This is a genomic window from Corynebacterium yudongzhengii (assembly GCF_003065405.1).
Classification (GTDB): domain Bacteria; phylum Actinomycetota; class Actinomycetes; order Mycobacteriales; family Mycobacteriaceae; genus Corynebacterium; species Corynebacterium yudongzhengii.
The window spans coordinates 1,133,595-1,148,693 of record NZ_CP026947.1; the positions used below are offsets into that span (position 1 = coordinate 1,133,595).

The window sequence follows — 15,099 nt, forward strand, 5'->3', positions numbered from 1 at the left end:
TCGACCAGACGAGGTGCACGTGACCAACCCGACCAACGAGACCCAGGATCCCGCCTACGATCAGCCCGAGGGCATTACCAACCCGGCGATCGATTCGCTGCTGGACAAGGTCTCTTCCAAGTACGCACTGGCGATCTTCGCTGCCAAGCGCGCACGCCAGATCAACAGCTACTACCAGCAGCCGGATGACGGTGTCTTCGAGTTCATCGGCCCGCTGGTGACCCCGGAGCCGGGGGAGAAGGCCCTGTCGATCGCACTGCGTGAGATCGAGGCTGGACTCCTCGAGCACGAGGAAGGCCAGTAGGCCTAGGCGATCTTTCGACCGCCGCCGAGCACTTTTGTGGTGCCGGCGGCGGTTTTCTGTGTTTTATGAGCTGCTCGGATCGGTGTGGTGTCGAACATCTGTTCCGTGGAGAAATAGTCGCTGGAATCGGTCCTTTTCGATCACCGATTGGCACATCGCGATGATTGAGGGGTATGTGTTTACCTGGCGGTATATACCTACTACCCCTGTTATTTACCCCCGGCGGGGAGTGATGTCCACCCCCTGTTTTAGCCTCGTAAGTGATTAGAACACATGAACGAGTTTGTTGACGTGGGGTCAACTGGGTATCGGGGAGTCGGGGTCTGCGTCCTATGGCGATGGGTCAAGTCCTGGGTAGTGGTGTATCTGTAGCTGCCGGTGAGGCCCCATGAACGATGTGGGCGGCCACCGCAGTACCTTTCGAATCCGTAACCACACTTCCTCGAAAGGGACACCACGATGGCCGCTGGCCCCCATTCTATCGACCCCACCACCTACCTCGACGAACTACTAGCCCAAGCCTCCCCGGACCTAATGCGCGAGATGCTCCAGCGCTTCATCAACCAGATCCTCTCCACCCAGGCCGACCAGATCTGCTGCGCCGAATACGCCACCACATCCGAGTCCCGCACCAACGTCCGCAACGGCTACCGCCACCGCAACCTCGACACCAGAGTCGGCACCATCGACGTCGCCGTGCCGAAACTACGCACCGGTTCCTTCTTCCCGGACTGGCTGCTTAAACGGCGCACCCGGGCCGAACGGGCCCTGACCACCGTGATCGCCACCTGCTACCTCAAGGGTGTCTCCACCCGCAGGATGAACGACCTCGTCGCCACCCTGGGGATCAACAACCTCTCAAAATCCCAGGTCTTAAGAGATGGCCAAAGATCTCGATCAGATGGTGGAGGACTTCCGCACCCGACCCCTGGATACCGTCCCCTACCTGTATGTTTCCTGCGACGCGTTGACGATGAAGGTGCGTGAAGGCGGACGGGTCGTGAAAACCTCCGTGCTGCTGGCCACCGGCGTGAACGCGGAAGGCTACCGCGAACTACTCGGTATGCAGGTCGCCACCTCCGAGTCGGTGGCCTCGTGGACCGGGTTTCTTCCGCGACCTGAAAGCCCGCGGCTTAAACGAGGTGTACCTGGTCACCAGCGACGCATACGTGGGCATCCAGCACGCGTCATCGGCGAGGTCCTGCCCAACGCCTCCTGTCAACGCTGCCGGACGCATTTCGCGAAGAACCTCTCCGGACTGGTGCCCAAAAGCCAATGGCCGACCTTGTCGGCGATGTTCCAGACGATCTTCCAGCAACCGGACGCCGCATCGGTGTGGAACCAGGCCCGGGAAGTAGTGACTTTCTGTGAGCAGAAGTTCCCGCACGTGGCCGACTACCTGGAAGAAGCCCTGGATGAGCTACTCGCGTTCACCCACGCCCCGAAAGCAGTGTGGACGAAGGTGTGGTCGAACAACCCCACCGAGCGGCTGAATCGGGAGATCCGCCAGCGCACCGACGTGGTGGGGATCTTCCCGAACCGAGATGCCGTCGTGCGACTGGTCGGGGCGGTGCTGGCAAAGCAGCATGAGTGAGCAGGATCCAGCAGAAGCGCTACATGTCGCTGACGAGCCTGGAGCAGACGAAGACCATGATGGCTGCCCACCACATCGATGCCGGCGACACCGTTCAGGAGGTCGCATGAGCCAGTCTCACCATCGGGCTCGTGCCGGTCCCTGAGATCGTCATGCTGCCTGTTTTATCGAAAGGGCAGATACACCACTCGCGTGGACTTGACCATTCATCGATTCCCGATTACGCACGTGCGTAAAAACCCAGTCCGCACTATGCGGCGGCATAGTAGCGTATCTGGATGCCTTCACCTAGCCCAGTGGACTAAGGCGGCGATGGAGCAATTCTCTTCGGCTAACCAAGGTACAAGGAACACTCCGGCAAACGCATCCCGGCAAGAGAGACTCCGTGGGCCCTGCAGCGCGGAATGAGGCGTATCGCCGCAGCCTCTGTGCGCCCGAAAAGGAGTCTGCTCCGTGTTACGGACACAGGCAACGCCGAAACAACGGGGGCCTCCGCATCAAAGATGCGTCGGAGCCAGGAGGGCTACCAGGTAGCCGGAACCCTACCAACTACGCGGACACGCATGACCACCTACTCCGAATCGGCACCCTCATGATGTCTTGCCTGGGTTCCTTCGCCTTTACGGTCTGCGCCGGTGTGTGATCGCGTATTCTGTCGATCAGCGAGCACGGCGACCTGGTCGTTCTGCCGGGCCAGCTGACCGGAACCAGTCCGACCCCGCGACACACCATCCCGCGCCGAAGAGGAAACTGCAGGCGGTTATGCGTGTTGAGCACTAGACTGGCACGGGTGAGCGATCAGAGGCGAAGTGAGTGTGACCGTATTGTCGTCGGCGTCGGCGGAGGCATCGCCGCCTACAAGGCGTGCTATGTGATCCGCGACTTCACCGAGGCCGGGGCGCAGGTGCGCGTGGTGCCCACCGAATCCGCTCTGCGTTTCGTCGGCGCCGCGACCTTCGAGGCCTTGAGCGGCAACCCGGTATCCACCACGGTGTTCGACGATGTCGACGAAGTGCAGCACGTCCGCATCGGCCAGGAGGCCGACCTCATCGTCATCGCCCCAGCCACCGCGGACCTCATGGCCCGCATCGCCCAGGGGCGTGCCGACGACCTGCTGACCGCCACCGTGCTCGTCGCCACGTGTCCCGTCTTGATCGTGCCCGCCATGCATACCGAGATGTGGCAGAACCCGGCCACCCGCCGCAACGTGCGTATCCTGCGCGAGCATGGCATCACCGTCATGGAACCCGCCCACGGGCGCCTCACCGGTGCCGATTCTGGCGCAGGCCGCCTCCCGGATCCGGAGCAGATCACCCAACTCGCCCGGAGCCTGCGGGCCGGTTTCGCGCCGCGGACAGATTGGTCTGATCGGAAGGTTCTCATCACCGCCGGCGGCACGCAGGAAGACATCGACCCGGTGCGCTATATCGGCAACCGATCTTCGGGGCGTCAGGGCTTCGCGCTCGCCGAGGCGGCGGCTCAGCGCGGCGCCCAGGTGACGGTGGTCGCCGGAAATACCGCCGAGCTGCCCACCCCGATCGGTGCGGAGGTCATCTCCGTGCGCTCGACGCGGGAGATGTACGACGCGGTCCATGCCCGCGCCAACGACAACGACACCATCCTGATGGCCGCGGCCGTCTCCGATTTCCGCCCGGAGAGCAGCGCGGAGAACAAACTGAAGAAGGGCAGTGACGATGACGCTCTGACCACGGTGCGCCTCGTCGAAAACCCGGACATCTTGGCCTCCGTGGTCGACGCCCGCCACGACGGAAAGCTCAATGCGGAGACCGTGATCGTGGGTTTTGCCGCCGAGACCGGCGACCAAGAACACACGCCGCTGGAGATGGGCCGGGCGAAGCTGCGCCGCAAGGGCTGCGATGTGCTCATGGTTAATGATGTCGCCGGTGGCGCTGTCTTCGGGGCGACGGAGAACGCGGGGTGGCTCGTCGATAAGCACGGCGATGAGCGGGTGGTCGCCGATGGCTCGAAGCTCGACGTGGCCTTCCAGATTCTCGACGCGGTGGATCGCTGCATGCAGGATCGTTGAAATATTAGACCGCTTGGTCTATATTGGGGCGATGTCGCCGTCCGGCGATAGTTGAAGAACACACCTAAGTAGAGGAATCAAGTACATGGTCGACACATCCGCCGTGCGTCTGTTTACCAGTGAGTCCGTAACTGAGGGCCACCCCGATAAGATTTGTGACGCGATCTCGGACACCATCCTCGATGCGATGCTGGAGCAGGATCCGCATTCCCGCGTCGCCGTCGAGACCCTCGTGACCACCGGTCAGGTACACGTTGTCGGTGAGGTGCGAACCGAGAGCTACGTCGAGATCCCGGATCTAGTACGCAAGCGCCTCGTCGATATCGGCTTCACCTCCTCGGACGTCGGCTTCGACGGCACGACCTGCGGCGTGAACATCGCCATCGGCGCGCAGTCCCAGGAGATCGGCGACGGTGTCGACACCGCCCTGGAACACCGCGAAGGCACCTCCGGCGACGAGGTCTCCAAGGCCGGCGCCGGCGACCAGGGCCTCATGTTCGGCTACGCCACCAACGAGACGCCGGAGTACCTGCCGCTGCCCATCGCTTTAGCCCACCGGCTGTCGCGCCGGCTGACCCAGGTGCGCAAGGAGGGCATCGTCGACCACCTGCGCCCGGACGGCAAGACCCAGGTCACCTTCGCCTACGACGGCGACAAGCCCTCGCACCTGGATACCGTCGTGATCTCCACGCAGCACGACGCCGAGGTCACCCAGGACTGGCTGCGCGAGAAGCTGCGCACCCACGTCATCGACTGGGTCATCGAGGACGCAGGCCTTCAGGAGTACGTCACCGACGAGCTCACCGTCCTCATCAACCCCTCGGGCTCCTTCGTGCTCGGCGGGCCGATGGGCGATGCGGGGCTGACGGGCCGCAAGATCATCGTCGATACCTACGGCGGCATGGCCCGCCACGGCGGCGGTGCCTTCTCCGGCAAGGACCCCTCGAAGGTCGACCGCTCCGCCGCTTACGCCATGCGCTGGGTGGCCAAGAACATCGTCGCCGCCGGCCTCGCCGAGCGCGCCGAGGTGCAGGTGGCCTACGCCATCGGCCGCGCCCAGCCGGTGGGTCTGTACGTTGAGACCTTCGGCACCGCCGCCGAGGGGCTCACGGATGAGGCGATCCAGCAGGCCGTCGGCGAGGTCTTCGACCTGCGTCCCGGCGCCATCATCCGCGATCTGGATCTGCTGCGCCCGATCTACGCGCAGACCGCCGCCTACGGTCACTTCGGTCGCACCGACCTCGACCTGCCCTGGGAGTCGACCGACAAGGCAGAGGAGCTCGCGCGCGCCGCTGGCCGGTAGACTCTGGCCCCATGGCCTCTCGCAGCACCCACGACATCGCCCGCAACCGGCCGGTGGCGCGGGTGCTGCCGCTATTAGGCCCGGCCCACCTCGACCGCGGCTTCGACTACCTGGTTGCCGAAGACCAATCCGCGACCGCCCAGCCCGGCACGAAGGTGCGGGTGCGCTTCGCCGGCAGGCTGGTCGACGCCCTCGTCCTCGAGCGCCTTAGCGACAGCGACTTCGACGGCAACCTGCGCTTTATCGAGCGCGTCATCTCCCCGGAGGTGGTTTACCCGGAGCGGATCGCTAAGCTCATCGATTCTTTGGCCAAGCGCTACGCCGGCACGCGCTCGGATATCATCCGCCTGGCAATTCCCCCACGCCACGCCGGCGCCGAGGACGCCGATACCACCACCTCCTGGCAGGATCTCGGCACCGCCGCCGAGCCGGACCTATCGGCTTTTAGTTCGTACCGCTTCGGCGAGTCCTTCGTCGACGCCGTGATCGCCGGGCACACCGCCCGCGCCGCGTGGCAGCCGGCGCCGGGGGAGGACTGGGCCGCCGCCTTGGCCGCGCTCGCCGTCAAGGTCGCCATCGAGGGCCGCGGCGCGCTCATCGTCGTCCCCGACCAGCGCGACCTGGACCTTTTGGAGCACGCCGTGCGCGCGCATGTCTCCGCCCGCCAGGTCACCGTCTTGCACTCCGGGCTGGGCCCGCAGGCGCGGTATCGTCGCTACCTGTCAATCCTCAGCGGGCAGGCGCGGTTGGTCATCGGCACCCGTTCGGCCGCGTTCGCGCCGGTAAAAGACCTCTCGCTCGCGGTCATCGTGGCCGATGGCGATGATAGCCACGTCAGCCCGCTGGCGCCTTATCCCCACGTGCGCGAGATCCTATCCACCCGCTCGAGTATCGAGCAGTGCTCGCTGGTGATCGCCTCCGCGACGCGCAGCGCGGAGGCCCAGCTTCTGGTGCGCAGCGGGTGGGTGCACGAGCTCGTCGCCACGCGGGAGAGCGTGCGTGCCCGCATGCCGCTCATCCGCGCCGCCGGCGACAGCGAGTTCGAGATGATCCGCGACCCCCGGGCCCGCTCCGCGCGGCTGCCGCTGGTCGCCTTCGAGGCCGCGCGCAAGGCCCTCGATCGCGATGAGCCCGTGCTCATCCAGGTGCCCCGCAAGGGCTATATCCCGGTGCTGGCCTGCGGGAACTGCCGGGCCCCGGCGCGCTGCCGAGCGTGCAACGGGCCGCTGGGCCTGCCACCGGATACGGGGGAGACCGGTAGCGTGCCGACGTGCCGCTGGTGCGGGCGCCCCGATTCCAAGCATCGTTGCGGCGAGTGCGGCTCGCCGAAGCTGCGCGCGGTGGTGCTGGGCTCTGAGCGCACGGCGGAGGAGCTGGGGCGGGCATTTCCGTCGACACCCGTGGTGCACTCCGGCGGTAACCGGATCGTGGACACGATCGAGCAGAAGACGGGCCTGGTGGTGGCCACCCCCGGCGCGGAACCCGTGGTGGCCGGCGGCGGCTACTACGGCGCCGGGTTGTTACTGGATACGTGGGCGCTGCTGGGACGGCAGGACCTGCGCGCCGGCGAGGACACGCTGGCGAAGTGGGTGGCGGTGGCCAACCGGGTCGCCCCGCAGCGCGCCGGTGGCGAGGTCATCGTCGTCGCGGACCCGGGCCTGCGGGTGGTGCAGGAGTTTGTGCGTTGGGATGTCGTCGACGCGGCCGAGCGTGAGCTCGCCGAGCGTGGCGAGGTCGGTTTCCCGCCGACGGTGCACATGGCCGCCGTCGACGGCGCGCACGAGTCCTTGGAGCGCTTCCGCAGCTTGCTCGAGCTGCCGGAGGGGGCCGATATCTTAGGACCGGTCGATCTGCCCGCCAACGACCGCCTGCCCGGCGAGTACGACGAGAAGCGTTTCGGCCCGGCCCAGCGCATCCTCGTGCGCACCCCGCTGGGCCCGCGTTCGCAGCTGGGCGAGGCGCTGAAGGCCGCCGCGGTGGCACGCAGTCTGCGCAAAGACGACCTGCCGCTGCGCATCCGCGTCGACCCGGTGAAGATCGGGTGATTTAGGATCGAGTTCTAAGGCCCGAACCGCCGGAAGGAGCAGAGTCGTTGACGTTAAGAGAAATCCGCCTATTCGGTGACCCCGTGCTCACCACGCAGGCAGCCGAGGTGGACAAGGCCGACTTTGGTAGTGAGAAGCTGCGTCTCCAGGTCGAGGACATGTTGGAGACCATGGACGAGGCCGGCGGGGTCGGCTTGGCCGCCAACCAGATCGGCAGCCTACGCCGCGTGATCGTCTTCGACACCACCCATCAGCCCGGGGGCCTGCGCGGCCACCTCATCAACCCGCGCTGGCAGCCTTTGACCCGGGAAAGCCAGTTGGGTCCCGAGGGCTGCCTGTCGATCCCGGGCATCTCCGCCGACACCCCGCGCTCCTACCGCGTCCAGGCCTCCGGCTACGACGTCGAGGGCCGCCCGATCGGGATCGCCGCCACCGGGCTGCTGGCGCGCTGCCTCCAGCACGAACACGATCACTTAGAGGGCGTGCTGTTTTTATCGCGTCTCGACGACGCTGCCCGCCGCGAGGCCATGGCCGCGATCCGCCGGGCGAACTGGTTCACCACGAGAAAGGACACCCTGTAACACCATGCGTCTGGTATTCGCCGGAACCCCGGAACCCGCGGTGGTGGCGCTCGAGCGTCTGCTCGCCAGCGAGCACGAGGTCGTCGCCGTGATCACCCGCCCGGATGCCCGCCGTGGCCGCGGCCGGAGCCTGCACCCTTCGCCGGTGGCGAAGCTTGCGGAAGAACGCGGCATCGAGGTGCTCAAGCCCGCCACCCTGCGCGCCGACAGCGAGGACGGCGAGGCCGTGCGCGAGCGCCTGCGCGGGCTCGCCCCCGAGGCCATCCCCGTGGTGGCCTACGGCAACCTGATCCCGGCCGACCTGCTCGAGCTGCCCACCCATGGCTGGGTCAACCTGCACTTTTCGGTGCTGCCCGCCTGGCGGGGCGCGGCCCCCGTCCAGGCTGCGATCGCCGCGGGCGACGACGTCACCGGGGCTACGACCTTCCGTCTCGACGAAGGCCTCGATACCGGCGATATCCTCGGCCAGATGACGGAGACCATCCGCGCCGATGACACCGCCGATGACCTGCTCACCCGCCTGGCGTATGCGGGTGCGGACTTACTCGTCGCCACCATGGACATCCTCGCCTCCGGCGAGGCCCGCCCGGAGAGGCAGACCGGGGAGGCGACGTATGCCCCGAAGATCACCACGGAGCAGGCGCGTATCGACTGGTCAGCGCCCGCGCTCGCCGTCGATAGGCACATCCGCGCCCACACCCCGGCGCCAGGGGCCTGGACGATGATGGACGACGTGCGCCTGAAGATCGGCCCTGTCACCCACACCGAGCGCGAGCTGCAGGCGGGCGAGATGGTGATCGAGAAGAATGACGTCTACGTCGGCACCGCCACCACCGCGGTGCGCCTCGGCGAGCTGCAGGCCCCGGGCAAGAAGCGCATGGACGCCGCCGCCTGGGCCCGCGGCATCGGCAATCCAGAGCAGCAAAGGAGCCTGAAGTGAGCGGAGGATTCCGATCCCGGTCGACCCACGGCGACCGGCCGAAGAAGAAACCGGCGGCGAAGAAACCGGCCGCGCCGAAGCCGGCGGATGTCGACGTCGACGCCGCCCGGCGCGCCGCCTTCGACACCCTGCGCCGCGTCCACGGCGACGGCGCCTACGCCAACCTGACGCTGCCGAAGCTCTTGCGGGAGCGCAAGATCCGCGACCGAGACGCCGCCTTCGCCACCGAGATCACCTATGGCACGCTGCGGCTGACCGGCAACGTGGACGCGGTGATCGCCGAGTGCTCGTCACGCCCGCTGGCAGAGATCGCCCCGGAGGCGCTCGACGCGCTGCGCCTGGGGACCTATCAGCTGCTGCATACGCGCGTGGACGCGCACGCGGCCGTCGACACCTCCGTGCGCCTGGTGGACTACGCAGGCCTGCCGCAGGCCAAGGGCTTCGTCAACGGCATTCTGCGCACCGTCAGCCGCACCCCGGCGCAGGCGTGGGCCGAGAAGCTCACCCCGCAAGATCCGACCGCGGCGCTGGCCTACACCACGGCGCACCCGGAGTGGATCGTGCGCTCCTTTGCCGCCGCACTCGGCGACGACGAGCAGCTCCGCGACGCCCTCGCCGCCGATTCCGAGCGCCCCGCGGTGCACCTGTCCGCCCGGCCCGGTGAGATCTCCGCCGAGGAGCTCGCGCTGATCACCGGCGGCACCGAAGGTCAGTACTCGCCCTATGCCGTCTACCTCGACGGCGGCGATCCCGGCCAGCTGGAGCCCGTGAAATCTCAGCTCGCCGCGGTACAGGACGAGGGCTCGCAGCTCATCGCCCGCGCCCTCACCAAGGCCGAGGTGGCCAACGACGCCGGCCGCTGGCTCGACCTATGCGCCGGTCCGGGCGGTAAGGCGGCGCTGCTCGGCGCGCTCGCGCGGATCGAGAGGGCGCATGTCGACGCCGTCGAGATCTCCGAACACCGCGCAGCGCTCATCGAGAACGCCGTGCGCGGCCTGCCGGTGACGATTCACCGCGCGGACGGCCGCGAGCCCGGGCTCGAGGAGGGCTACGACCGCGTGCTGGTCGACGCCCCCTGCTCCGGTCTGGGTGCTTTGCGACGCCGCCCTGAAGCCCGCTGGCGCAAGCAGGAATCGGATATCACCGAGCTCAACGAGCTGCAGTATGAGCTGTTGCGCTCCGCGCTGCGCCTAGTGCGGCCCGGCGGGGTGGTGGTCTACTCGACGTGTTCGCCGGATCTGCGCGAGACCCGCGGTGTGGTGGATCGCGTGGTGGGCGAGAGGCTGGCCGTCGAGGAAGACGCGCGCGGGCTCGTGGAGCCGATGACCGACGTCGGAGCTGGGCCGAGCGTGCAGATGTGGCCGCATCGCCACGGCACCGACGCGATGTTCTTCGCGCTGCTGCGCAAACCGTAGGCGAGAGCCGGCCTAAAGGCCCCGAAAAACGGGCGCGCGCTTTTCCGCCCGCGCCTTCGCGGCCTCCACGAGGTCCTCGGAGTTCGCCGCCGCCTGCCGGAAGCGCTCGCGCTCGGCCTCGGTGTAGGGAGCGTAGCCGTCGTGGGTGAACTCCGCTTTGAGGTGGCGCAAGGTCAGCGGGGCCTTGTCGGCGAGGCGGCGGGCGAGGGCGCAGGCGTCGTCACGCTCGCCGGAGCGTAATGCGAAGCCGCACTCGAGCGCCTCCGCGGCCGAGACCGTCTCGCTGGCCAGCAGCAGAGCCCGCGCCCGCGCCCCGCCGAAGAGGCGTTCGGCGGCGCGCACGCTCACCCCGTCGAGGGCGATCGCGACGTCGACCGCCGGGATCTTAAACCACGCCCGCTCAGAGACAATCCGCAGATCACACGCCATCGCCAACAGTGTGCCGGCACCGACCGCCGGGCCATTGACCGCCGCCACCACGGGCACCGGCGCGTTCTGGAGGCAGGCTAAGGTGGCGGTGATCTCGTCATAAAGCCCCTCCGATTCTGGGCCGAGATCCAGATCCGCGCCGGCGCAGAAGGCGGTGCCGGCGCCGGTGAGCACGAGGGCGCGGGCGCCGGCCTCAAGAGCCTCCGACACCTGCCGGCGGATCGTGCGGCAGAGTTCGTGGTTGAGCGCGTTGCGGCGGGAATGCCGATCGAGAGTTATCACCGCGATGTGATCGTCCACGGGCACCTTCTTTCTCGTGGTGTACGGGCAGGTATTCTGGCCACCATGAGTGCACCGTACATTGCCCCGTCGATCCTAGCGGCTGATTTCGCCGTGCTCGGCGAGGAGATCTGCGCCAGCGCCCAGGCCGACTGGATTCACGTGGACATCATGGATGGCCATTTCGTCCCCAACCTCTCGTTCGGGCCGGGGGTGACGGGGGTCGTCGATAAGCTCACCGACCTCGAGCTCGACGTCCACCTGATGATCGAGGAGCCGGAGCGCTGGGTCGAGACCTACATCGACGCTGGTGCCGATACCGTGATCTTCCACGTCGAGGCGACCGACGATCACGTCGCGCTCGCCCGGCGCATCCGCGAGCTCGGCGCGAAGGCGGGTTTCTCCCTGAAGCCGGCCACCCCCATCGAGCCCTACCTCGAGCACCTCGAGCACTATGACGAGGTGCTGGTCATGAGCGTTGAGCCGGGCTTCGGTGGCCAGTCGTTCATGCCGGATCAGCTGGAGAAGGTCCGCGCGCTGCGCGAGGCGATCGACGCCCGCGGCCTGGATACCATCATCGAGATCGACGGCGGCATCAACGCTAAGACCATCGCCGAGGCCGCGGCCGCCGGGGCGGACGCGTTCGTCGCCGGCTCCGCCGTCTACGGCACGGGGGACCCGGCCCGCGCCATCGACGAACTGCGTTCGCTGGCGAGCTAGATGCTCGCCGCCGCGATCGACGCCGCGCTGGCGGCCGGACGCCAGGCCCACGGCCTGACCAGCCCGAATCCGCCGGTGGGATGCGCGCTTATCGACGATCACGGCGCCCTCATCGCCGTCGGCTCCACCCGCCCGGCCGGGGGTCACCACGCCGAAATCGTGGCGCTGCGCCACGCGGGTGAGAGGGCGCGCGGGGCGACGGCCGTCGTCACGCTGGAGCCGTGCAACCACACCGGGCGCACCGGCCCGTGCGCGCAGGCGCTCATCGACGCCGGTATCGCCGCCGTCTACTACCTGCAGCCGGATCCGAACCCGGCCGCCAGCGGGGGAGCGCAGCACCTGCGAGACGCCGGCATCACCGTCGGCCGCATACACCGGCGGGTCCCGGAACTCGAGGCCTGGCTGCGCGCCACCCGGCTCGGCCGGCCGCATGTGACCGTGAAATTCGCGCAGAGCCTCGACGGCTACACCGCGGCCGTAGACGGCACCAGCCAGTGGATCACCTCGACCGTCTCGAGGCGCGATACGCACCGGGACCGGTTGCGTCGAGACGCGATTATCGTCGGCACGTCCACAGCGCTGGCGGATAACCCGTCGCTGAATGCGCGGGCGGTCGATGGCACGCCTTTTCCGGAGGAGCGCCAGCCGCGGCGGGTGGTCATCGGCAGCCGGGACGTGCGCGGGGCAGCGAGAAACCTCACCCGCCTGGGCTTTGAGCAATACGCCACGATCGACGAGGCGCTCGCGGCGCTCTACGCCGACGGTGCGCGCGACGTGCTCGTCGAAGGCGGCGCGACGCTGGCGGGCAGTTTCCTACGCGCCGGCCTGGTCGACGCCCTGCGCGTGTACTTAGCCCCAGTGCTGCTCGGCAGCGGCGCCTCGACGGTCGGCGGCGGGCTGGCGCGCACGCTGGCGGAGGCGGAGCGCTTCGAGCTGGTGGGGCAGTGCCGGCTGGGCGATGACATGCGACTCAATTACGCAAGGAGATAGCTGATGTTTACTGGAATCGTGGAGGAGATCGGCACGGTGGCCGAGGTCACCGGGGATAGCGAGCATGCGCGGCTGCGGATCAACGCCGGGCGGGTGCTCGAGGATGCCGCGCTCGGCGACTCGATCGCAGTCAACGGTGTGTGCTTGACTATCGCGAGTAAAGACGACTCGAGCTTCAGCGCCGATGTGATGCGCGAGTCCCTCGATCGTTCCACCCTCGGTGAGCTGCAAGCCGGCTCGCCGGTCAACCTGGAGCGCGCGCTGGCCGCCTCCAACCGGCTCGGCGGACACATCATGCAGGGCCACGTCGATACCACCGTGCGCTTAAAGCACCGCGAGCACACCGACAACTGGGACATCCTGCGCTTCGAGCTGCCCCAAGGGATCAGCCGATACGTGGTGGAGAAGGGCTCGATCGCGGTGGCGGGCACCTCGCTGACCGTCAGCGCGCTCGGCGAAGACTACTTCGAGGTCTCGCTGATTCCCACCACGCTGGAGCAGACGATCCTCGGCGAGCTGGCCGAAGGCGCGCGAGTCAACCTGGAGGTGGACATCCTCGGCAAGTACGTCGAGCGGATGCTCGCGGGACCAGATGCTCAGGTGTCGCAGACGGGGAACTAAGCTTTCCGGTCATGAGCGACGACACTGCCCGCGTGAGACTCGACGAGGTCACCGACGCCATCGACGCGATCCGCGCCGGTAGGCCCGTGATCGTGGTCGACGACGAAGGCCGCGAGAACGAGGGAGACCTCATCTTCGCCGCCGAGTGCGCCACCCCGGAACTCGTGGCGTCCATGGTGCGCTACACCTCCGGCTACATCTGCGTCGCGCTGGACAACGAGACCGCGGACCGCCTGCAGCTGCCGCCCATGGTCGCGGTCAACGAGGACGCCCGCTCCACCGCGTACGCGGTCACCGTCGACGCCGCCACCGGCACCACCGGCATCTCGGCGACCTCGCGGGCCGAGACGATCAGCCGGCTTGCCGACGTCCACCGCACCGCCGCCGACTTCACCCGCCCCGGCCACGTCGTGCCGCTGCGGGCGCGCGCAGGTGGGGTGCTGGTGCGCGACGGCCACACGGAAGCCTCCGTCGACCTCGCCCGCCTGGCCGGCCTGCGCCCGGCCGGCGCGCTGTGCGAGATCGTCTCCGAAGACGACCCTACCGACATGGCCCGCGGCCCGGAGCTGCGGCGCTTCGCCGATACCCACGGGCTGGTGATGATCTCGATCGAGCAGCTCATCGACTATCGCCGCCGCCGCGAATCCCAGATCGAGCTCGCCGCCCCCGTCCGCCTGCCCACCGACTACGGCGAGTTCGCCGCCTACGGGGTGCGCGGCACGATCGACGGCGGAGAGCATATCGCGCTCGTGGTCGGGAATGTCCGAGGCGCCCAGGACGTGCCGGTGCGCGTGCACTCCGAGTGCCTGACGGGCGATGTCTTCGGCTCGAGGCGCTGCGACTGCGGCCCGCAGCTGCAGGAATCCCTGCGCACGGTGCAAGAGGCGGGACGCGGCGTGGTGATCTACCTGCGCGGCCACGAGGGCCGCGGCATCGGGCTGCTGGCGAAGCTCAACGCCTACCGCCTCCAGGACGAGGGCTTGGACACCGTCGACGCGAACCTCGAGCAGGGCCTGCCGGCCGATGCCCGCGAATACTCGGTCGCCGGCCAAGTGCTCGAGGCGCTGGGCGTGAAAAGCGCCGTCGTCCTCAGCAACAACCCGGCTAAGTGCGCCGCGCTCTCCGGCTACGGGCCGACCATCAGCGGCCGGCGGCGCGTAGAGATCACCCCCAACGCGGAGAACATCGCCTACCTGCGGACCAAGCGTGACAGGATGGGACACGACCTGCCCGCCGTCGCCGAGTGGGATAAGACACACGAGTAAGGAAGGCGCCACCCATGAGCAAGGAAGGCCTGCCCACCCAGAAGACGCTCGACGCGCGGGGACTGCGCGTCGCCGTTGTCACCGCCAGCTGGAACGCGGACATCTGCGACCAGCTGCACGCCCGCGCCGTGGCCACTGGTAAGGAGGCCGGGGCGGTCGTCGATGAGTACCGGGTCGTCGGCGCCCTCGAGCTGCCGGTCATGGTGCAAGAGGCCGCGCGTCAGTACGACGCCGTCGTCGCCCTCGGCTGCGTCATCCGCGGGGGCACGCCGCACTTCGACTATGTCTGCGACTCGGTGACCCAGGGGCTGACCCGCATCAGCCTGGACGAATCCACCCCGATCGGCAACGGCGTGCTCACCGTCAACGAGCACGCCCAAGCCGTCGAACGCGCCGGCGGTCCCGGCTCCACCGAGGACAAGGGAGCGGAAGCAATGTATGCCGCGGTGGACACCGCGCTCAGTCTTTCGCGTTTACGTGGTCGACGGGGCTAGACTCGACCGGTAGTCAAAGATAGAGAGAGGCGTTTCGTGGCTGAGACCGACAGCAGCGGTACCCACCCTGCG

The 15,099-nt window shown here is 67.9% G+C and carries 15 protein-coding genes; 14 read left to right on the forward strand and 1 reads right to left on the reverse strand.

Features of this window, described 5'->3' with window-relative positions; genetic code table 11:
- The first annotated feature begins 19 nt into the window (after window positions 1–19).
- The 9 genes from rpoZ (at window position 20) to C3B44_RS05285 (ending at window position 10,229) form a co-directional block, all read left to right on the forward strand.
- Entirely contained in the window at window positions 20–304 is a 285-nt protein-coding gene (gene rpoZ, locus C3B44_RS05250) for a DNA-directed RNA polymerase subunit omega (RefSeq protein ID WP_199222404.1), read from the forward strand.
- A gap of 459 nt (window positions 305–763) precedes the next feature.
- Window positions 764–1,291, forward strand: coding sequence for a transposase (locus C3B44_RS12065; protein ID WP_278320643.1), 528 nt, complete (start codon window positions 764–766; stop codon window positions 1,289–1,291).
- Window positions 1,185–1,898 carry an IS256 family transposase gene (locus C3B44_RS05255; RefSeq protein WP_278320644.1) on the forward strand — a complete coding sequence of 238 codons (714 nt, stop codon included), beginning with the start codon at window positions 1,185–1,187 and terminating at the stop codon, window positions 1,896–1,898. Before C3B44_RS12065 ends, C3B44_RS05255 begins: the two co-directional genes overlap by 107 nt.
- Before the next feature lie 790 nt (window positions 1,899–2,688).
- Complete coding sequence (gene coaBC, locus C3B44_RS05260) at window positions 2,689–3,945, forward strand: bifunctional phosphopantothenoylcysteine decarboxylase/phosphopantothenate--cysteine ligase CoaBC (protein WP_199222387.1); 1,257 nt, start codon at window positions 2,689–2,691, stop codon at window positions 3,943–3,945.
- Window positions 3,946–4,030: 85 nt separating this feature from the next.
- Window positions 4,031–5,248 carry a methionine adenosyltransferase gene (gene metK, locus C3B44_RS05265; RefSeq protein WP_108431452.1) on the forward strand — a complete coding sequence of 406 codons (1,218 nt, stop codon included), beginning with the start codon at window positions 4,031–4,033 and terminating at the stop codon, window positions 5,246–5,248.
- An 11-nt stretch (window positions 5,249–5,259) separates the two neighbouring features.
- On the forward strand, window positions 5,260–7,293 hold the full coding sequence (locus C3B44_RS05270; protein WP_108431453.1) for a primosomal protein N': 2,034 nt from the start codon (window positions 5,260–5,262) through the stop codon (window positions 7,291–7,293).
- Window positions 7,294–7,340: 47 nt separating this feature from the next.
- Entirely contained in the window at window positions 7,341–7,874 is a 534-nt protein-coding gene (gene def / locus C3B44_RS05275) for a peptide deformylase (RefSeq protein WP_108431454.1), read from the forward strand.
- Between the two features lie 4 nt (window positions 7,875–7,878).
- Entirely contained in the window at window positions 7,879–8,814 is a 936-nt protein-coding gene (fmt, locus tag C3B44_RS05280; RefSeq protein ID WP_108431455.1) for a methionyl-tRNA formyltransferase, read from the forward strand.
- Window positions 8,766–10,229, forward strand: coding sequence for an RsmB/NOP family class I SAM-dependent RNA methyltransferase (locus C3B44_RS05285; protein WP_108431456.1), 1,464 nt, complete (start codon window positions 8,766–8,768; stop codon window positions 10,227–10,229). Before fmt ends, C3B44_RS05285 begins: the two co-directional genes overlap by 49 nt.
- 12 nt (window positions 10,230–10,241) lie before the next feature.
- Here the strand turns inward: C3B44_RS05285 and C3B44_RS05290 are convergent, their stop codons facing one another.
- On the reverse strand, window positions 10,242–10,958 hold the full coding sequence (locus tag C3B44_RS05290; protein ID WP_235840381.1) for an enoyl-CoA hydratase: 717 nt from the start codon (window positions 10,956–10,958) through the stop codon (window positions 10,242–10,244).
- A gap of 45 nt (window positions 10,959–11,003) precedes the next feature.
- Between C3B44_RS05290 and rpe the strand changes: the two genes are divergently transcribed.
- The 5 genes from rpe to ribH are packed head-to-tail and all read left to right on the forward strand — an operon-like array spanning window position 11,004 to window position 15,027.
- Entirely contained in the window at window positions 11,004–11,657 is a 654-nt protein-coding gene (rpe, locus tag C3B44_RS05295; protein WP_108431458.1) for a ribulose-phosphate 3-epimerase, read from the forward strand.
- Complete coding sequence (gene ribD / locus C3B44_RS05300; protein ID WP_108431459.1) at window positions 11,658–12,647, forward strand: bifunctional diaminohydroxyphosphoribosylaminopyrimidine deaminase/5-amino-6-(5-phosphoribosylamino)uracil reductase RibD; 990 nt, start codon at window positions 11,658–11,660, stop codon at window positions 12,645–12,647.
- 3 nt (window positions 12,648–12,650) lie between these two features.
- Window positions 12,651–13,268, forward strand: a complete 618-nt coding sequence (locus C3B44_RS05305) for a riboflavin synthase (protein ID WP_108431460.1) — start codon at window positions 12,651–12,653, stop codon at window positions 13,266–13,268.
- 11 nt (window positions 13,269–13,279) lie between these two features.
- Window positions 13,280–14,533 (forward strand): bifunctional 3,4-dihydroxy-2-butanone-4-phosphate synthase/GTP cyclohydrolase II, encoded by a 1,254-nt coding sequence (locus tag C3B44_RS05310; RefSeq protein ID WP_108431461.1) that lies wholly within the window; start codon window positions 13,280–13,282, stop codon window positions 14,531–14,533.
- A gap of 14 nt (window positions 14,534–14,547) precedes the next feature.
- Window positions 14,548–15,027: a 6,7-dimethyl-8-ribityllumazine synthase gene (gene ribH, locus C3B44_RS05315; RefSeq protein WP_108431462.1), complete on the forward strand. Its 480-nt coding sequence runs from the start codon at window positions 14,548–14,550 to the stop codon at window positions 15,025–15,027.
- The last annotated feature ends 72 nt before the right edge of the window (window positions 15,028–15,099 follow it).

Coding starts and splice junctions, on each gene's coding strand:
- C3B44_RS12065 (WP_278320643.1), top strand. CDS start 764: ATGGCCGCTGGCCCCCATTCTATCGACCCCACCACCTACCTCGACGAA.
- C3B44_RS05255 (WP_278320644.1), top strand. CDS start 1,185: ATGGCCAAAGATCTCGATCAGATGGTGGAGGACTTCCGCACCCGACCC.
- metK (WP_108431452.1), top strand. CDS start 4,031: ATGGTCGACACATCCGCCGTGCGTCTGTTTACCAGTGAGTCCGTAACT.
- C3B44_RS05270 (WP_108431453.1), top strand. CDS start 5,260: ATGGCCTCTCGCAGCACCCACGACATCGCCCGCAACCGGCCGGTGGCG.
- fmt (WP_108431455.1), top strand. CDS start 7,879: ATGCGTCTGGTATTCGCCGGAACCCCGGAACCCGCGGTGGTGGCGCTC.
- rpe (WP_108431458.1), top strand. CDS start 11,004: ATGAGTGCACCGTACATTGCCCCGTCGATCCTAGCGGCTGATTTCGCC.
- ribD (WP_108431459.1), top strand. CDS start 11,658: ATGCTCGCCGCCGCGATCGACGCCGCGCTGGCGGCCGGACGCCAGGCC.
- C3B44_RS05305 (WP_108431460.1), top strand. CDS start 12,651: ATGTTTACTGGAATCGTGGAGGAGATCGGCACGGTGGCCGAGGTCACC.
- C3B44_RS05310 (WP_108431461.1), top strand. CDS start 13,280: ATGAGCGACGACACTGCCCGCGTGAGACTCGACGAGGTCACCGACGCC.
- ribH (WP_108431462.1), top strand. CDS start 14,548: ATGAGCAAGGAAGGCCTGCCCACCCAGAAGACGCTCGACGCGCGGGGA.